The 18587-nt window shown below is 63.1% G+C and carries 15 protein-coding genes; 2 read left to right on the top strand and 13 right to left on the bottom strand.

The window, feature by feature from the left end:
* Nucleotides 1-3 precede the first annotated feature (3 nt).
* The 5 genes from tpiA to rlmE form a co-directional block, all read right to left on the bottom strand.
* The gene (gene tpiA / locus ACNFG0_RS11815) at nt 4-759 is read right to left on the bottom strand and encodes a triose-phosphate isomerase (protein ID WP_416764940.1); all 756 of its coding nucleotides are present in this window, start codon (nt 757-759) and stop codon (nt 4-6) included.
* A gap of 66 nt (nt 760-825) precedes the next feature.
* On the bottom strand, nt 826-2166 hold the full coding sequence (gene glmM, locus ACNFG0_RS11810) for a phosphoglucosamine mutase (protein ID WP_196145660.1): 1341 nt from the start codon (nt 2164-2166) through the stop codon (nt 826-828).
* A gap of 16 nt (nt 2167-2182) precedes the next feature.
* A complete protein-coding gene (gene folP, locus ACNFG0_RS11805; RefSeq protein WP_416764937.1) occupies nt 2183-3034 on the bottom strand; it encodes a dihydropteroate synthase in 852 nt (283 codons plus the stop codon).
* Between the two features lie 8 nt (nt 3035-3042).
* On the bottom strand, nt 3043-4950 hold the full coding sequence (gene ftsH, locus ACNFG0_RS11800; RefSeq protein ID WP_196145658.1) for an ATP-dependent zinc metalloprotease FtsH: 1908 nt from the start codon (nt 4948-4950) through the stop codon (nt 3043-3045).
* A gap of 203 nt (nt 4951-5153) precedes the next feature.
* A complete protein-coding gene (rlmE, locus tag ACNFG0_RS11795) occupies nt 5154-5780 on the bottom strand; it encodes a 23S rRNA (uridine(2552)-2'-O)-methyltransferase RlmE (protein ID WP_084855482.1) in 627 nt (208 codons plus the stop codon).
* Between the two features lie 102 nt (nt 5781-5882).
* On the opposite strand from rlmE, the gene yhbY reads away from it, so the two are divergent.
* On the top strand, nt 5883-6191 hold the full coding sequence (yhbY, locus tag ACNFG0_RS11790) for a ribosome assembly RNA-binding protein YhbY (RefSeq protein ID WP_084855483.1): 309 nt from the start codon (nt 5883-5885) through the stop codon (nt 6189-6191).
* Between the two features lie 141 nt (nt 6192-6332).
* Here yhbY and ACNFG0_RS11785 read toward each other — a convergent pair whose 3' ends face one another.
* The 8 genes from ACNFG0_RS11785 to grpE all read right to left on the bottom strand — a co-directional run bounded on the left by ACNFG0_RS11785 (nt 6333) and on the right by grpE (nt 16687).
* Nucleotides 6333-6773 (bottom strand): MFS transporter, encoded by a 441-nt coding sequence (locus tag ACNFG0_RS11785; protein WP_196145657.1) that lies wholly within the window; start codon nt 6771-6773, stop codon nt 6333-6335.
* The gene (gene greA, locus ACNFG0_RS11780; protein WP_003258067.1) at nt 6751-7233 is read right to left on the bottom strand and encodes a transcription elongation factor GreA; all 483 of its coding nucleotides are present in this window, start codon (nt 7231-7233) and stop codon (nt 6751-6753) included. Before greA ends, ACNFG0_RS11785 begins: the two co-directional genes overlap by 23 nt.
* Nucleotides 7230-10451, bottom strand: coding sequence for a carbamoyl-phosphate synthase large subunit (gene carB, locus ACNFG0_RS11775; RefSeq protein ID WP_196145656.1), 3222 nt, complete (start codon nt 10449-10451; stop codon nt 7230-7232). Before carB ends, greA begins: the two co-directional genes overlap by 4 nt.
* Nucleotides 10452-10558: 107 nt before the next feature.
* Nucleotides 10559-11695: a glutamine-hydrolyzing carbamoyl-phosphate synthase small subunit gene (gene carA / locus ACNFG0_RS11770; RefSeq protein ID WP_196145655.1), complete on the bottom strand. Its 1137-nt coding sequence runs from the start codon at nt 11693-11695 to the stop codon at nt 10559-10561.
* A 275-nt stretch (nt 11696-11970) separates the two neighbouring features.
* Nucleotides 11971-12777 (bottom strand): 4-hydroxy-tetrahydrodipicolinate reductase, encoded by an 807-nt coding sequence (gene dapB / locus ACNFG0_RS11765; RefSeq protein ID WP_196145654.1) that lies wholly within the window; start codon nt 12775-12777, stop codon nt 11971-11973.
* A gap of 13 nt (nt 12778-12790) precedes the next feature.
* Entirely contained in the window at nt 12791-13915 is a 1125-nt protein-coding gene (dnaJ, locus tag ACNFG0_RS11760) for a molecular chaperone DnaJ (RefSeq protein WP_196145653.1), read from the bottom strand.
* Between the two features lie 190 nt (nt 13916-14105).
* Entirely contained in the window at nt 14106-16031 is a 1926-nt protein-coding gene (gene dnaK / locus ACNFG0_RS11755; protein WP_196145652.1) for a molecular chaperone DnaK, read from the bottom strand.
* Nucleotides 16032-16132: 101 nt separating this feature from the next.
* The gene (gene grpE, locus ACNFG0_RS11750; protein WP_084855490.1) at nt 16133-16687 is read right to left on the bottom strand and encodes a nucleotide exchange factor GrpE; all 555 of its coding nucleotides are present in this window, start codon (nt 16685-16687) and stop codon (nt 16133-16135) included.
* A 191-nt stretch (nt 16688-16878) separates the two neighbouring features.
* Between grpE and recN the strand changes: the two genes are divergently transcribed.
* On the top strand, nt 16879-18552 hold the full coding sequence (recN, locus tag ACNFG0_RS11745; protein ID WP_196145651.1) for a DNA repair protein RecN: 1674 nt from the start codon (nt 16879-16881) through the stop codon (nt 18550-18552).
* The last annotated feature ends 35 nt before the right edge of the window (nt 18553-18587 follow it).

Below are 18587 nucleotides of genomic sequence, written 5' to 3'. Positions count from 1 at the left end.
TGTTCAGTTTCCTGCGGCGCGACAAATTGCACCGAATTCGTCTGCGTTCAGGGACGCTCCACCAATGAGCCCCCCATCGATATCCGGCATGCCGAACAGTTCGGCCGCATTGGCCGCCTTCACGCTGCCGCCGTAGAGAAGCTGCACGTTCTGGGCAACTTCAGCGTCCAGCGCCGCCAACTGCGCCCGAATGGCTGCATGCACATCCTGGGCTTGCTGGGGCGAGGCCGTCAGACCTGTGCCGATGGCCCAAACAGGCTCATAGGCGATTACCGCATTGGCAAAAGCGGCAACACCGAACGCGTCGATGATACTGCTCAGTTGACGCCCAACGACTTCGAGCGTCTTGCCTGCCTCGCGCTCCTCGAGGGTTTCCCCTACGCAGAGCACGGGCTTCAAACCACTTGCCTGGGCGGCTGCGAACTTGCGGTTGAGCACTTCTTCGTGCTCGCCAATGACTTGGCGACGCTCCGAATGCCCGATCAACACAAGCTTGCAACCCACTTCAGCCAGCTGAGCCGGTGCAATTTCGCCGGTCAGCGCGCCCTGCTCGGGCTGTACAGCAGAATTCTGGGCTCCGACGATGATCCCCTTCCCTTTCAGCCCATCAACCACTTGGTTGATGAACAGGGCCGGTGGAAACACCGCGACTTCCACACCGCTCGGCAGGGCCAGATTGCTCAAGCCCTCGGTCAGCTCAGCGACGCTGGCGCGGGTACCGTGCATCTTCCAGTTACCAGCTACCATGGGGCGACGCATGCTTTACCTCGTCGGTCAAAGTGGGCGCAGATCTTACCCAACCCGAACTGTGCTGGCAAGCGTCTTTCAGGCACAAACTTCGCTAACCAGCTTGGCCAGCGCCTCGGCATGGCCACGGACCTGATTTTCGTCGTCGCCCTCGACCATTACCCGCACCAACGGCTCGGTGCCGGACTTGCGCAGCAGCACTCGACCACGACCGGCCATGGCCTCGGTGACCTTGGCACTGGCCTCCTGTACGGCAGGGTTTTCCAGCGGGTCGACCTTGCTCGCACCGAAGCGCACATTGATCAACACCTGCGGGCACTTGCGCAGGCCCTGACGGGCCTGGGCCAGGGTCTCGCCGCGACGTTTGAGCGCCATCAACACCTGCAAGGCCGCGATGATCGCATCGCCGGTGGTGGTGTGGTTGCCGCACACCACATGCCCAGAGTTCTCGCCACCGAGCTGCCAGTCACGCTCGAGCAGTTCGGCCATTACGTAGCGGTCGCCGACCTTGGCCCGGGCGAACGGGATATCCAGGTCCTTGAGCGCGAGCTCCAGGCCCAAGTTGCTCATCAGAGTGCCCACCACCCCGCCTTGCAGCCGGCCACGCTCCTTGGCGTCGCGGGCAATGATGTATAGCAGCTCGTCACCGTCGACGATGGCACCGGTATGGTCGACCATCAGCACGCGGTCGCCGTCACCGTCGAAGGCGATGCCCAGGTCGGCATGGCCGACCAGCACGGCAGCCTGCAGCGATTCGATATGGGTCGAGCCACAGCCTTCGTTGATGTTGAGCCCGTCAGGCTGGGCATGCAGCACGGTCACTTCTGCCCCGAGTTCGCGGAAGACGCTTGGCGCTACCTTGTAGGTCGCGCCATGGGCGCAGTCGACCACCAGTTTCAGCCCGTCGAAGCTGGTGCTGCTCGGCACGCTGCTCTTGCAGAACTCGATGTAGCGGCCAGCAGCGTCGTTGATACGCGACACCTTGCCCAGCTTGCTCGATTCGACCACGGTCATGGGCTGGTCGAGCAGTTCCTCGATCATCAGCTCGACCTCGTCGGGCAACTTGGTGCCCTGGCCGGAGAAGAACTTGATGCCGTTGTCGTCGTGCGGGTTGTGCGACGCGCTGATGACGATACCGGCTTCGGCGTGGAAGGTACGGGTCAGGTAGGCGATCGCTGGCGTCGGCATCGGCCCGAGCAGCAACACGTCGGCACCGGCCGCGGACAGCCCGGCCTCGAGGGCCGACTCGAACATGTAACCGGAGATACGGGTGTCCTTGCCCACCAGCACGCGGCAATTGCCCTGCTTGCGGAAGGCCATGCCCGCCGCCCAGCCCAGCTTCAGCATGAAGTCAGGCGTGATCGGGTATTCGCCGACGCGGCCACGGATGCCGTCGGTACCAAAGTATTTTCTGCTCATAGGGACTCCAATGTTCTTATTCGGCGTTCTGCACCGCGGCAATCATGCGTACCACGTCGACGGTCTCGGCCACATCGTGCACGCGCAGGATGCTCGCACCCTTGGTCATGGCCAACGCCGCCAGTGCCAAGCTGCCGTATAGCCGCTCACCGACAGGACGATCCAGCGTGAGGCCGATCATGCTCTTGCGCGAGACGCCAACCAACAGCGGCCGCCCCAGGCGGTAGAGCACTTCCATGTGTTTGAACAGGCTGAGGTTGTGTTCGAGCGTCTTGGCGAAACCGAAGCCCGGATCGAGGATGATCCGCCCGGCATCGATCCCAGCGGCCGCGCACGCCGCCATTCGCTCTTCAAGATAGCGCGCCACATCCACGGACACATTGTCGTAGTGTGGATTGTCCTGCATGTTGCCCGGCTCGCCGCGCATGTGCATCAGGCACACCGGTAGGCCGGTGTCCGCCGCGGCATCGAGCGCTCCGTCGCGCTCCAGGGCGCGCACATCGTTGATCAGGCCAGCACCCAGGCGGGCCGACTCACGCATGACGGCAGGCGTGGAGGTATCGACCGAGATGATCACATCGAGGCGACTGTTGATCGCCTCGACCATGGGCGCCACCCGCTCCAGCTCTTCAGTGGGCGAGACCGCGCGCGCCCCGGGACGAGTGGACTCGCCACCGATGTCGATCAGGGTCGCGCCGGCCGCCACCATTGCCTCGGCATGGCGCAAGGCTTCGTCGCGCTGGCTGAAGCGCCCGCCGTCGGAGAAGGAATCGGGGGTGACATTGAGGATACCCATGACATGGGTACGGGACAAATCAAGAACCCGGTTGCCGCAAGGCAACCGGGTCGGGTACTGCTGTGAGCTCATAGGTGCCCTTAGTGTTGAGCCGCTGGACCGCCGATCGGCGACTCCGGACGATCACCCTGGGAGGCCTGGTTGCCGGAGGTGCCGGCATCGTTGTCCCAGTCGCGAGGCTCGCGCGGCGTGCGACCAGCCATGATGTCGTCGATCTGGTCGGCATCGATGGTCTCGTATTTCATCAAGGCCTCGGCCATGGCATCGAGCTTGTCGCGGTTGTCGGTCAGGATCTGCTTGGCCGTGGCGTAGCAGTGATCGATGATGCTACGCACTTCGGAGTCGATCAGCTTGGCCGTCTCGCCCGACACGCTGGCATGCTGGCTCGCCGCGCTGCGGCCGAGGAACACCTCGCCCTCCTCTTCGGCATACATCAGTGGGCCGAGCTTCTCGGACAGCCCCCACTTGGTGACCATGTTTCGCGCGATCTGGCTGGCACGCATGATGTCGTTGGAGGCACCGGTAGTGACGCCATCGAAGCCCAGGGTCATTTCCTCGGCGATACGGCCGCCATACAACGAGCAGATCTGGCTGACCAGCGCACGCTTGGACAGGCTGTAGCGGTCTTCCTCGGGGAGGAACATGGTCACGCCCAGCGCGCGACCGCGCGGGATGATCGAGACCTTGTAGACCGGGTCGTGCTCGGGAACGATGCGACCGACGATGGCATGCCCTGCCTCGTGGTAGGCCGTGTTCTGTTTTTCCTTCTCGGACATGACCATGGTCTTGCGCTCGGCGCCCATCATGATCTTGTCCTTGGCCAGCTCGAACTCCTTCATCTCGACCAGGCGCTTGCTGGCGCGGGCGGCGAACAGCGACGCCTCGTTGACCAAGTTGGCGAGGTCGGCACCGGAGAAGCCGGGGGTACCGCGGGCAATGACGGCGGCATTGACGTTTTCGCCGACCGGCACCTTGCGCATATGCACCTTGAGAATCTGCTCACGGCCGCGGATATCCGGCAGGCCGACCACCACCTGGCGGTCGAAACGGCCAGGACGCAGCAGCGCCGGGTCCAGGACGTCCGGACGGTTGGTGGCGGCGATCACGATGATACCGTCGTTCATCTCGAAGCCGTCCATCTCCACCAGCAACTGGTTGAGGGTCTGTTCGCGCTCGTCGTGACCGCCACCCATGCCGGCACCACGATGGCGACCGACGGCGTCGATCTCGTCGATGAAGATGATGCACGGCGCGTGCTTCTTCGCCTGCTCGAACATGTCACGGACACGGCTGGCACCGACGCCGACGAACATTTCGACGAAATCGGAACCGGAAATGGTGAAGAACGGCACCTTGGCCTCGCCTGCGATGGCCTTGGCCAGCAGGGTCTTACCGGTACCGGGCGGGCCGACCATCAGCACGCCACGCGGGATACGGCCACCCAGGCGCTGGAACTTGCCAGGGTCGCGCAGGAACTCGACCAGCTCGCCAACCTCTTCCTTGGCCTCGTCGCAGCCGGCGACGTCAGCCAGGGTGGTCTTGACCTGGTCTTCGGACAACAGGCGCGCCTTGCTCTTGCCGAAGCTCATCGGGCCGCCCTTGCCGCCCGCACCGCCCTGCATCTGGCGCATGAAGAACATGAATACGGCGATGATCACCAGAATCGGGAAGCTGGCCACCAGCAACTGGGTCCAGATGCTCTGTTGCTCAGGCTGCTTGCCTTCGACGGTGACATGATTGTCGACCAGGTCGCCGATCAGGCCGTTGTCGGTGATGGCCGGACGGATGGTCTTGAAGTTGTCGCCATCGGTGCGCTTACCGGTAATGACGTAGCCATCGACGGTGACGCGCTCGACCTTACCGTCCTTGACCTGCTGGATGAAGTCGGAGTAGTTGAGGGTCTGCGGCTCGTTCGGGCTGGAGAAGTTGTTCATCACCGTCACGAGGACCGCCGCGATGATCAACCACAGGATCAGATTCTTTGCCATGTCGTTCAATTAGCTACCCTCTGAGGCCGGCGCACGACGCAGCCGTGCCTCGCATGATATTCACCGCCCTAACTTACTACATTACCCACGCATCCGCAGGCGCCGTCTGTAACCCTTTGTGAAAGCTAGACTACACGAAGTTCGGACGATCCTGACGGAACCGCCGATTGGAAATAACTATCGGAGGCCCCGCAAAACGCTACTCACGCCCCTTTGAAGCCGCGGCCCAACAGGTACTGCTCGCGGGATCGATCCCGCGAGGACGAAGGCTTGCGCATCTGCACCTTGTCGAACTTGCTGCGCACGTCCTTGAGGTACTGGTCGAAACCTTCACCCTGGAAGATCTTGATCAGGAAGTCCCCACCAGGGCGCAACACGCGGGTCGCAAGGTCCAGGGCCAGTTCGCAGAGGAACATGGCACGCGGCATGTCCACGGCGGGCGTCCCACTCATATTGGGGGCCATGTCGGAAATCACAAGGTCCACGTGCGAATCACCCACCGCCTCGAGGATACGCTGGAGCACTTCGTCCTGGGTAAAATCGCCCTGAATGAAGGTAACGTCGGGGATCGAGTCCATTTCCAGGATGTCCGAGGCGATCAGGCGCCCTTGCCCGCCGATCAGACGACTGGTCACTTGGGACCAGCCACCCGGGGCCGCGCCCAGGTCGATCACGCTCATGCCTGGGCGGATCAATTTGTCCTTTTCCTGGATCTCCAGCAGTTTGTAGCTCGCGCGCGAGCGGTAGCCGTCCTTCTGCGCCTGTTTGACGAAAGGATCGTTGAAATGCTCTCTCAGCCAGTTATGGCTGCTTTTGGAACGTTGCGCCACAGGGCACCTCGATGATATGCGTCGTGATTGACTGGGCGGAGCCAGTGGCCCTCGGGTAAAATGGCCACCAATTTTACAGAATCAGACGAAAAGGGTCAGATTATGCCGCTCAATAACGAGCAGAAGAAACAATACAAATCGATTGGTCACGACCTGAAGCCGGTCTTGATCGTCGCTGGTAATGGTTTGAACGAAGGCGTGGTCGCCGAACTGGAGCGCGCCCTGACCGATCACGAGCTGATCAAGGTCGAGATCCGCTCGGAAGACCGCGAAGAGCGTGCCGCCGCCATCGCCGAACTGTGCAAGGCCGGCCGCGCCGAGCTGGTGCAGACCATCGGCAAGAAGGCGCTGATCTACCGCAAGAACCCGCAGCCGAACAAGCAGCTGTCCAATATCCACCGTTACAAGTAACGGCAAAGGGGCTGCTACGCAGCCCATCGCCGGCAAGCCAGCCCCCACAGGTACGGCGCATGGCTTGAATTCGATGCGGTCGGTGTGGGAGCCGGCTTGCCGGCGATGGGCCACAAAGCGGCCCCAGCAATCTCGAACCGTTTAGCGGCGCGCCTTGACCGGGACCGGCTGGGCCACCAGTACGATGCCGGAAAACCCCAGCACCAGGAAACAGAACATCTGCCACCGCTCGCCCACGGAAATCCCATAGCGCAGCGTGTAGTAGCCGACACAGGCTCCGAAGCCAAGCAACAGCATCTGGCCACGGAACTGCCGCCACCAGGCCGCCAGGCCGTCCACCCTCGCCAATACCGCCAGCTGGGTAATCAACCCGAGCAACGCGACGCCGATCAACCAGCGATCGATCTGCGCAGCCACGTCCTGCACGAGCAACGGCGCAAGGCCGGTGACCTTGAGCGCCGGCACCAGCCCCACGTGAAAGACCCACAGGCCGCCGACCCAGAAGACCTGGGCCAGCTGCCAGAGGATCCCTTCGAGCGATGGCGCCCGTGGATGACGGTCAGATGTGCTTGACTTCGACAATCTCGTACTCGACCGTGCCGTTTGGTGTCTTGACGACAACGGTGTCACCCTCTTCCTTGCCGATGATGGCACGGGCAATCGGCGCACTGTTCGAGAGCTTGCCTTTCTTCACGTCCGCCTCGTCCTCGCCCACGATCTGGTAGGTAACCTGATCGCCGGTCTCGGTGTTCTCCAGGTCCACGGTGGTCCCGAAGATCACTTTCCCGGTATGAGCAATGGTGGTGACGTCGATCACCACCGAGTTCTGCAGGCGCCCCTCGATGTCACGGATACGCGCCTCGACCATGCCTTGCTCCTCGCGGGCGGCATGGTATTCGGCGTTTTCCTTGAGGTCACCCAGCTCACGGGCCTCGCCGATCGCCTGGCTCAGGCGCGGGCGCTCGGTCTTGCTCAAGAAGAGCAGTTCCTCTTCCAGGGCGCGAGCGCCCTGGACGGTCATCGGGTACTTGGTAATGCTCATGCGTTCAATCCTGCGTGCAGATCCTGCAAGCGACGGACGGTCTTCTCGGGACCGAACTTCAGCGCTTCGCAGATGGCTTCACCCGCCGCAATGGTCGTGGTGCAGTAGATCTTGTGCTGCAGCGCATTGCGACGAATCGAGTAGGAATCGGCGATCGACTGGCGGCCTTCGGTGGTGTTGATGATCAGCGACACTTCATCGTTCTTGATCATGTCGACCACGTGCGGGCGACCTTCGGTCACCTTGTTCACGCGGCGCACCTTCAGGCCTGCCGCCTCGATGACCTTGGCGGTGCCCGCGGTAGCGACCACTTCGAAGCCCAGGGCGATCAGGTCGCGGGCGACGCCAGCCACTTGTGGCTTGTCGTCGTCACGTACGCTGATGAACGCGGTACCGCTGCTTGGCAGGATTTCGCTGGCGCCCATCTGGGCCTTGGCGAAGGCTTCACCGAAGCTGTCGCCGACACCCATGACTTCACCGGTGGATTTCATCTCAGGGCCGAGGATCGGGTCAACACCCGGGAACTTGGCGAACGGGAAGACGGCTTCCTTGACGCTGTAGAAGTTCGGGATGATTTCCTTGGTGAAGCCCAGCTCTTTCAGGGTCTTGCCGGCCATGACACGGGCCGCGATCATCGCCAGGGAGGTGCCGATGCACTTGGAGACGAACGGCACGGTACGCGAAGCGCGCGGGTTGACCTCGATCACGTAGATCTTGTCGCCCTGCAGGGCCAGCTGCACGTTCATCAGACCGACGACGCCCAGCTCCAGGGCCATCTTGCGTACCTGCTCGCGGACTTCGTCCTGGACATTGGCCGGCAGCGAGTACGGCGGCAGCGAGCACGCGGAGTCACCGGAGTGCACGCCGGCCTGCTCGATGTGCTGCATGATCGCGCCGATCACCACGTCGGTGCCGTCGCAGACCGCATCCACATCCATCTCGATGGCGCAGTTGAGGAAGTGGTCGAGCAGTACCGGGCTGTCGTTGGACACCTGGACCGCTTCACGCAGGTAGCGCTTGAGCTCGTCCAGTTCGTAGACGATTTCCATGGCACGGCCGCCCAGTACGTAGGACGGGCGGACCACCAGCGGGTAACCGATGTCGCCAGCGGCGCGAATGGCTTCGTCTTCGCTGCGCACGGTGGCGTTTGGCGGCTGGCGCAGGTTCAGGCGCTGGACCATCTGCTGGAAGCGCTCACGGTCTTCGGCACGGTCGATGGCGTCCGGGCTGGTACCGATGATTGGCACGCCGGCTTCTTCCAGGGCGCGCGCCAGCTTCAGCGGGGTCTGGCCGCCGTAGTGGACGATGACGCCTTTTGGCTTCTCGACGCGGCAGATTTCCAGCACGTCTTCCAGGGTCAGCGGCTCGAAGTACAGGCGGTCGGAGGTGTCGTAGTCGGTGGAGACGGTTTCCGGGTTGCAGTTGACCATGATGGTCTCGTAACCGTCTTCACGCAGCGCCAGGGCCGCGTGCACGCAGCAGTAGTCGAACTCGATGCCTTGGCCGATACGGTTCGGGCCACCGCCAAGGATCATGATCTTGTCGCGGGTCGACGGGTTGGCCTCGCACTCTTCCTCATAGGTGGAGTACAGGTAGGCGGTGTCGGTAGCGAATTCGGCGGCGCAGGTGTCGACGCGCTTGTAGACCGGCAGTACTTCCAGCTTGTGGCGGTGACGACGCAGGTTCTTGTCGGTCACGCCCAGCAGCTTGGCCAGACGCTGGTCGGAGAAGCCCTTGCGCTTGAGACGCAGCATCAGCGCCTTGTCGATGGCGGCCAGGCCCAGGGTCTTGACCTTCTCTTCTTCCTGGATCAGGTCTTCGATCTGCACCAGGAACCAGTGGTCGATCTTGGTCAGGGCGAAGATTTCGTCACGGCTCATGCCGGCACGGAAGGCATCGGCAACGTACCAGATACGCTCGGCGCCCGGCACGGTCAGCTCGCGCTTGAGGATGCTCGGGGTTTCCGGGTTGGCCAGGTCGACTTTCGGGTCCAGGCCGCAGGCGCCGACTTCCAGGCCGCGCAGGGCTTTCTGCATGGACTCCTGGAAGGTACGGCCGATGGCCATGACCTCACCCACGGACTTCATCTGGGTGGTCAGGCGGGCGTCGGCTTTCGGGAACTTCTCGAAGGCGAAGCGCGGCAGCTTGGTGACCACGTAGTCGATGGAGGGCTCGAAGGACGCCGGGGTGCGGCCGCCGGTGATGTCGTTCTGCAGCTCGTCGAGGGTGTAGCCGACCGCCAGCTTGGCGGCGATCTTGGCGATCGGGAAGCCGGTGGCTTTCGAAGCCAGGGCCGAGGAGCGCGACACCCGCGGGTTCATCTCGATCACGACCATGCGGCCGGTGTTCGGGCAGATACCGAACTGGACGTTGGAACCGCCGGTTTCGACGCCGATCTCGCGCAGCACCGCCAGGGAGGCGTTGCGCATGATCTGGTATTCCTTGTCGGTGAGGGTCTGCGCCGGGGCGACGGTGATCGAGTCGCCGGTGTGCACGCCCATCGGGTCGAAGTTCTCGATGGAGCAGACGATGATGCAGTTGTCCTTCTTGTCGCGGACAACCTCCATCTCGTATTCCTTCCAGCCGATCAGCGACTCGTCGATCAGCAGCTCCTTGGTCGGCGACAGGTCCAGGCCGCGGGCGCAGATTTCTTCGAATTCTTCACGGTTGTAGGCGATGCCGCCGCCGGTGCCACCCATGGTGAACGATGGGCGGATGATGCACGGGAAGCCCAGGCGCTCGAGCACCGCATTGGCTTCTTCCATGCTGTGGGCGATACCGGAGCGCGGGCACTCCAGGCCGATGGCCTTCATTGCCTGGTCGAAGCGCGAACGGTCTTCGGCCTTGTCGATGGTGTCGGCGTTGGCGCCGATCATTTCCACGCCGAACTTCTCCAGCACGCCGTGGCGCTCGAGGTCCAGGGCGCAGTTCAGAGCGGTCTGGCCGCCCATGGTCGGCAGCAGCGCGTCAGGACGCTCCTTTTCGATGATCTTGGCCACCGATTGCCATTTGATCGGCTCGATGTAGGTGGCGTCGGCCATGGCCGGGTCGGTCATGATGGTGGCTGGGTTGGAGTTCACCAGGATGACGCGGAAGCCTTCCTCGCGCAGGGCTTTGCAGGCCTGGGCGCCGGAATAGTCGAATTCGCAGGCCTGGCCGATCACGATCGGGCCAGCGCCGAGAATCAGGATGCTTTTGATATCTGTACGTTTTGGCATGGGTTGTCACTCAAATCCGCGGGTCAGTCGGCAAGCCGTCTTGAACAATCTGGGTCAGGCGCTTCCGGGCGCGGCGTTTGCCGCCCCGGGGCCTTGATGCAGGATGCTCAGCGGCGCTTGGCCATGGCATCGATGAAACGATCGAACAGTGGCGCGACGTCGGTCGGGCCTGGGCTCGCTTCAGGGTGGCCCTGGAAGCTGAACGCGCTCTTGTCGGTACGCTCGATACCCTGCAGGGTGCCGTCGAACAGCGACTTGTGGATGGCGCGGACATTGCCCGGCAGGGTGGCTTCGTCGACGGCGAAACCGTGGTTCTGGCTGGTGATCATGACCACGCCGCTGTCCAGGTCCTGGACCGGGTGGTTGGCACCGTGGTGGCCGTGGCCCATCTTCACGGTCTTGGCGCCGGAAGCCAGGGCCAGCAGCTGGTGGCCGAGGCAGATGCCGAAGACTGGGATATCGGTCTCGAGGATGTCCTTGATCGCCTGGATTGCGTAGTCGCACGGCTCGGGGTCGCCAGGGCCGTTGGAGAGGAACACGCCATCAGGGTTCAGGGCGAGGACTTCGCTGGCTGGGGTCTGGGCCGGCACCACGGTCAGGCGGCAGCCACGGGCGACCAGCATGCGCAGGATGTTCAGCTTGACGCCGTAGTCGTAGGCCACCACGTGGTAGGGCAGGTCCGCCGCTTCCAGGGTCGGGTGGCTGTCGCTTTCCAGGTTCCACACACTGGAGCGCCACTCGTAGCGGTCCTTGGTGGACACTTCCTTGGCCAGGTCCATGCCCTTGAGGCCTGGGAAGGCGCGGGCAGCGGCGATGGCGGCTTCTTCGCTGATGTCGTCACCGGCCAGGATGCAGCCGTTCTGAGCGCCTTTTTCGCGCAGGATACGGGTCAGGCGGCGGGTATCGATGCCGGCGATGGCCACGACGTTGTTGGCTTTCAGGTAGTCAGGCAGCGACTGGGTGTTGCGCCAGTTGCTGGCCAGCAGCGGCAGGTCACGGATGACCAGGCCGGCGGACCAGACGCGATTGGACTCGGCGTCTTCAGGGGTGGTGCCGGTGTTGCCGATGTGTGGGTAAGTCAGGGTGACGATTTGCTGGGCGTAGGAAGGGTCTGTAAGGATTTCCTGGTAGCCGGTCATAGCGGTGTTGAACACCACCTCACCAACGGTTTGACCGTCGGCTCCGATGGCTTCACCGCGAAAAATGCTGCCATCGGCAAGGGCGAGTATGGCTGGCTTAGTCAAGAAGACCTCCCGTAAATCAAGCCTGAAAGGGCGATCGCAGGTTGCAAAAAAGCGGAATGACGTATGGACACGTCACCCCGCTTTTATGCTGAATTTGTCTGCGCGCTTTTAGTGGACACACTAAAGCTGTAGCTTACAGAAAATTACGTTTTAGGTCTACCGCGTATGTGTCTCTGAGACACAGGAATGCGACAGATGACTCCGCCCCACAAACGCAGCAAACCCGCAGGAGCGGCCTTGTGCCGCGAAAGGGTCGCGAAGCGACCCCATTACGATCAGCGCAGCTCGAGCACGTCTTGCATGTCGTACAGCCCCGGTTCGCGCCCATCCAGCCACAGCGCAGCACGCACCGCGCCCTTGGCGAAAGTCATGCGGCTGGAGGCCTTGTGGGTGATCTCGACGCGCTCGCCTTCCGCGGCGAACAGCACGGTGTGATCACCTACCACGTCACCAGCACGCACCGTGGCGAAACCGATGGTCTGGCGATCACGAGCACCGGTCTGGCCTTCGCGACCATAGACCGCCACCTCGCCCAGGTCACGACCCAGCGCCTGGGCCACGACCTCACCCATGCGCAGCGCGGTACCGGACGGCGCATCGACCTTGTGCCGGTGGTGCGCTTCGATGATTTCAATGTCCACCTCGTCACCCAGCACCCGCGCCGCAGTATCGAGCAGCTTCAGGCACAGGTTGACGCCAACGCTGAAGTTGGCGGCGAAGACGATCGGGATCTCCTTGCCCGCCTCGGCCAGCTGCTCCTTTTCCTCCGGCGTGAAGCCGGTGGTGCCGATCACCATGGCCTTGCCCGCCTTGCGGCAGAACGCGAGATTCTTCAGGGTCACCGACGGGTGGGTGAAATCGATCAGCACGTCGAATTCGTCAGCGACCTTGGCCAGGTCACCACAGATTTCCACGCCGATGCGCCCCAACGCCGCGAGCTCGCCTGCATCGGCACCGACCAGGGTGCTGTCAGGGCGGTCGATTGCCGCCGTCAGGCCCGCCTGGGGCGCCTGTTGCTGCACGGCTTCGACGAGGGTCTTGCCCATCCGCCCCGCCGCGCCCATCACTGCAATACGTCGCATAGCCTGTTCCTTGTCAGAGATCGCCGAAGAAGCGCTTCACACCCTCGAACCAGCCGCTGGCCTTGGGCGAATGGGAGCTGTCGCCTTCCAGCGAGTCACGCAGCTCCTCGAGCAGCTCGCGCTGGCGGCGGCTCAGGTTGACCGGCGTTTCCACCGCCACGCGGCACAGCAGGTCGCCCGCCGCACCACCACGCACCGGGGCCACGCCCTTGCCGCGCAGGCGGAACTGCTTGCCGGTCTGGGTGCCTTCCGGGATCTTGAGCTTGACCCTGCCATCGAGGGTCGGCACTTCCAGTTCGCCACCAAGGGCGGCATCGGTGTAGCTGATCGGCACTTCGCAGTACAGGTGCTTGCCGTCACGCTGGAAGATCGCGTGCTCACGCACATTGATGACCACGTACAGGTCGCCGGTCGGGCCGCCATGGGTACCCGCCTCGCCCTCGCCGGACAGACGGATGCGATCGCCGGTATCGACACCGGCCGGCACCTTGACCGACAAGGTCTTGTATTCCTCGACACGGCCTTCGCCATGGCAGGAAGCGCACGGATCGGTGATGATCTTGCCCTGGCCATGGCAGCGCGGGCAGGTCTGCTGCACAGAGAAGAAGCCCTGCTGCATGCGCACCTGGCCGATACCGCCGCAGGTCGGGCAAGTCGCCGGGGCCGAGCCCTTCTTGGCGCCGGAGCCGTCGCACGGCTTGCAGTTGACCAGCGTCGGTACACGGATGCTGACCGTGGTACCGCGCACCGCTTCCTCAAGGTTCAGCTCCAGGGTGTAGCGCAGGTCGCTGCCGCGCTGGGCGCCGCCACGTCCACCGCCGCGACCGCCACCGAAGAAATCACTGAACACATCGCCGAAGATGTCGGAGAAGTTGGCGCCACCGAAGCCGGCACCACCGCCACCCATGCTCGGGTCGACGCCGGCATGGCCATACTGGTCGAACGCCGCGCGCTTGCTCGCGTCAGACAGCACTTCGTAGGCCTCATTGGCCTCCTTGAACTTGTCTTCCGACTCTTTATCGCCCGGGTTGCGGTCCGGGTGGTACTTCATCGCCAGGCGGCGATAAGCCTTCTTGAGGTCTGCTTCGCTGGCGCCGCGCTCGACACCCAGTACCTCATAATAATCACGCTTGGACATAGGTCATTTGCACCTTGTTGGGCGTCTGGCATCTGCGCCGCGCCATCAACACCTGCCGCCCCTCGGCGCTGACAGATGCTGTAAAAAATCTCGAATTCCAGATACGCCAACGCGGGAGCAAGCCCCCGCGCGGCGACATCCTACCAGCTCACCGACAATCGACGGTGAGCCGGCCGACAACATGCAGGGATTACTGCTTGTTGTTGTCTTTCACTTCTTCGAACTCGGCGTCGACCACGTCGTCGTGCTTGGCTTCCGGCTCGGCCTGCTGCGCGCCGCCCTGAGGCTGTTCGGCCTGCTGCTCGGCGTACATCTTCTGGGCAACCGGGGCGGACACCTTGGACAGCTCCTCGACCTTGGCTTCGATCGCGGCCTTGTCGTCGCCTTTGACAGCGGCTTCCAGGGCAACGACGGCAGCCTCGATGGCAGCCTTCTCTTCGGCGGTGACCTTGTCACCAGCGTCGGCAACCATCTTGCGGGTCGAGTGAACCAGCGCGTCACCCTGGTTACGGGCAGCGGCCAGCTCTTCGAACTTGCGGTCTTCCTCGGCGTTGGCTTCGGCGTCACGCACCATGCGCTCGATTTCTTCGTCCGACAGGCCGGAGTTGGCCTTGATCACGATCGACTGGGTCTTGCCGGTGGCCTTGTCCTTCGCACCGACGTGCAGGATGCCGTTGGCGTCGATGTCGAAGGTCACTTCGATCTGCGGCACGCCACGCGGAGCCGGCGGAATGTCGGCCAGGTCGAACTTGCCCAGCGACTTGTTCTGCGCAGCCTGCTTACGCTCACCCTGCAGCACGTGGATGGTCACGGCGCTCTGGTTGTCGTCGGCAGTCGAGAACACCTGCGACTTCTTGGTCGGGATGGTGGTGTTCTTCTCGATCAGCGCGGTCATCACGCCACCCATGGTTTCGATACCCAGGGTCAGCGGGCTGACGTCCAGCAGCAGTACGTCCTTGACGTCGCCGGCCAGTACGGCGCCCTGGATGGCAGCACCCATGGCCACGGCTTCGTCCGGGTTGACGTCCTTGCGCGCTTCCTTGCCGAAGAAGTCGGCAACGGCTTTCTGTACCAGCGGCATACGGGTCTGGCCACCGACCAGGATCACGTCGTCGATCTTGCTGACGTCGATACCGGCGTCCTTCAGGGCGATGCGGCAAGGCTCGATGGTGCGCTTGACCAGGTCTTCGACCAGCGACTCCAGCTTGGCACGGGAGATCTTCACGTTCAGGTGCTTAGGACCGGTCGCGTCTGCAGTGATGTACGGCAGGTTGACGTCGGTCGACTGAGCGGACGACAGCTCGATCTTGGCCTTTTCAGCGGCTTCCTTCAGGCGCTGCAGGGCCAGCGGGTCGTTCTTCAGGTCCATGCCGGACTCTTTCTTGAACTCGTCGACGAGGTAGTCGATCAGGCGCATGTCGAAGTCTTCGCCACCCAGGAAGGTGTCGCCGTTGGTGGCCAGTACTTCGAACTGGTGCTCACCGTCGACTTCGGCGATTTCGATGACCGAGACGTCGAAGGTACCACCACCGAGGTCATAGACGATGACGGTGTGGTCGCCCTTGGCCTTGTCCATGCCGTAGGCCAGCGCAGCGGCGGTCGGCTCGTTGATGATGCGCTTGACGTCCAGGCCGGCGATGCGACCTGCGTCCTTGGTGGCCTGGCGCTGGCTGTCGTTGAAGTAGGCCGGAACGGTGATGACCGCTTCGGTGACCGGCTCGCCGAGGTAGTCTTCGGCGGTTTTCTTCATTTTCTTCAGGACTTCGGCGCTGATCTGCGGAGGCGCCATTTCCTTGCCGCTGGCTTCGACCCAGGCGTCGCCATTGCTGGCCTTGACGATCTTGTACGGCACCAGCTTGATGTCTTTCTGCACGACGTCTTCTTCGAAGCGGCGGCCGATCAGGCGCTTCACTGCGAACAGGGTGTTGTGCGGGTTGGTGACGGCCTGGCGCTTGGCCGACTGGCCGACCAGGATTTCGCCATCGTTGGCGTAGGCCACGATCGAAGGGGTGGTACGCGCGCCTTCGGCGTTCTCGATGACCTTGACGTTACCGTTTTCCAGGATGGAGACGCACGAGTTGGTGGTCCCCAGGTCGATACCGATGATTTTGCCCATGTTTACTCTCCCGAAACTTGAATTTGGTAGCAGCGACTACTTTGGCCAACTGCGGTAATACTTGAATGCTTGACACCTAGATGGGGATGCCCGGAAGGATTTCAAGCCTTTTCGTCGATCGATGGCTGGGGCGCTGCCGGCGCCTTGCTGACCACCACCATGGCGGGGCGCAGCAGGCGACCATTGAGCAGGTAACCCTTCTGGAACACCTTGAGCACGCTGTTGGGCTCGACCTCGGCGCTTTCCTGCATGGCCATGGCCTGGTGGTGTTCGGCGTTGAATGGTTCGCCGTGCGGGTCGACCGCCTCGAGGTTGTAGCGCTTGAGGGTGTCGTGGAACATCTTCAGGGTCAGCTCGATGCCTTCGCGCATCGGCTTGATGGTCTCGTCGTCGGCGCTGGACAGCTCCAGGCCACGCTCCAGGCTGTCGACCACCGGCAACAGGTCGCCGGCGAACTTCTCCAGGGCGAACTTGTGGGCCTTCTCGACGTCCTGTTCGGCGCGACGGCGGATGTTCTGCAATTCGGCGGCGGTACGCAGGGACTGGTCCTTGGCGGCGGCCAGCTGCTCCTCGAGCACTTGGACGCGGGCACCGAGATCCTCTGCACCAGCCTCTTCGGCGTTAAGGTTCTTCTCATCCAGCTGTTCGTCAGCCATTAGGTTTCTCCTCCGCAATTTCTGATGGGCGAGCCGAGCTCGTCTTGTCTTGCCGGCTATATGGGGTCGGAAAAACCGGGTTCAAGGGGCACGCTGCTTTTCGTGGCCAGGCCTGTTCGCTCTGCGGGGATTGGCAGGCCTGAAAAAAGTACTGTATAAATAACCAGACAAAACCCTTCGGGAGCCGCCCCATGCTGGTGCACCTGTCCATTCACAACTACGCCATCGTCGAACACCTTGACCTCGAGCTTGCCCGCGGCATGAGCGTGATCACCGGCGAGACCGGCGCAGGCAAGTCGATCATGCTCGACGCCCTCGGCCTGGCCCTGGGCGATCGCGCCGACAGCGGCGTGGTGCGCCCAGGCGCGGACAAGGCGGACATCCTCGCCACCTTCGACCTGGACGAGATCCCGGAGGCGCGCAACTGGCTCGCCGAGCGCGACCTGGACAGCGCCGGCCCGTGCATCCTGCGCCGGGTGATCACCGGTGAAGGCCGCAGCCGTGGCTATATAAATGGCACGCCCTGCCCGCTGGGCGACCTCAAGGCACTCGGTGAACTGCTGATCGACATCCACAGCCAGCACGAGCACCAGTCCCTGCTCAAGACCGACACCCATCGCCGCCTGGTGGACGAATATGCCGGAGCCATCGACCTGGCCCGCCAGGTGCACCTGGCCGCCCAGCGCTGGCGCCAGACCCGCCTGGAGCTCGAGCGCCTGTCCAATTCCGGCGACGAGCAACGTGCCCGCCACCAGCTGCTCAGCTACCAGTTGGAGGAACTGGACAACCTCGGCCTGGGCGAGAACGAGCTGGAGCAGCTGGAACAGGAACACAAGAGCCTGACCAACGCCGAGGCGTTGTTCGGCATCTGCCGCCAGGTTATCGACCAATGCAGCGAAAGCGACTCTGGCAATGTGCTCAGCGCCCTGACGGCCAGCCTCAACCGCCTGAGCGCCGTGGCCAACGCGCCCAAGGCGCTCGGTGAAGCAGCCAACCTGATCGCCAGCGCACAGATCCAGGTCGAAGAGGCCGTGGGCGAACTCAACCGCTTCCTCGATCATTTCGATGCCGACCCCATGCGCCTGCAAGCGCTGGAGGAGCGGCTCGACACCATCTATACCCTCGCACGCAAACACCGCGTGCACCCTTCGGAGCTTTCGCATCTACAGCAACGCCTGATGGAGGAACTGGAAGGGCTCAATGCCAGCGACGAGTCGATCGAGCGCCTGGGCGAGGAGCTCGCGGCCTATGCCCAGCACTACCGCGAAAAGGCCACCGAACTTAGCGGCCTGCGCCAACAGGCTGCCAAACAGCTGGCGACTGCCGTCGAACAGGAAATCCAGCGCCTGGGCATGCCTGGCGGGCGTTTTTGCATCGAATTGACGCCCTATGCAGGTGACGAGCTGTCGCCCCATGGCCTGGAGGTGGTCGAACTGCTGGTCAGCGCCAACCCCGGGCAACCGCTCAAGGGCCTGGCCAAGGTGGCGTCGGGCGGCGAACTGTCACGGATCAGCCTGGCGATCCAGGTCATCACCGCACAGACCTCGCGCATTCCTACCCTGGTATTCGACGAAGTGGACGTCGGCATTGGCGGCCCTACCGCGGAGATCGTCGGCCAGCTGTTGCGCCGCCTGGGCGAGCGCGGCCAGGTACTGACGGTCACCCACCTGCCCCAGGTCGCCGCACAAGGGCACCACCACCTGTTCGTGCACAAGGTGCGCAACAGCGATACCACCCACACAGCAGTTGCCAACCTGGGCAAGCGCGAGCGGGTGGAAGAAGTGGCGCGAATGCTGGGAGGCATCGACCTGACCAAAGAGTCGTTGGCCCATGCGCGCAAGATGGTGGTAACCAGTAAGTCCTGATACCCCATCGCCGGCAAACCTGTTCGGCGCTGCTC

The sequence above is a fragment of the Pseudomonas sp. NY15372 genome, assembly GCF_048068215.1.
Lineage (GTDB): Bacteria > Pseudomonadota > Gammaproteobacteria > Pseudomonadales > Pseudomonadaceae > Aquipseudomonas > Aquipseudomonas guariconensis_A.
Note: the sequence above shows the minus strand (reverse complement) of the source record. Positions and strands in the feature narration are given on the sequence as shown.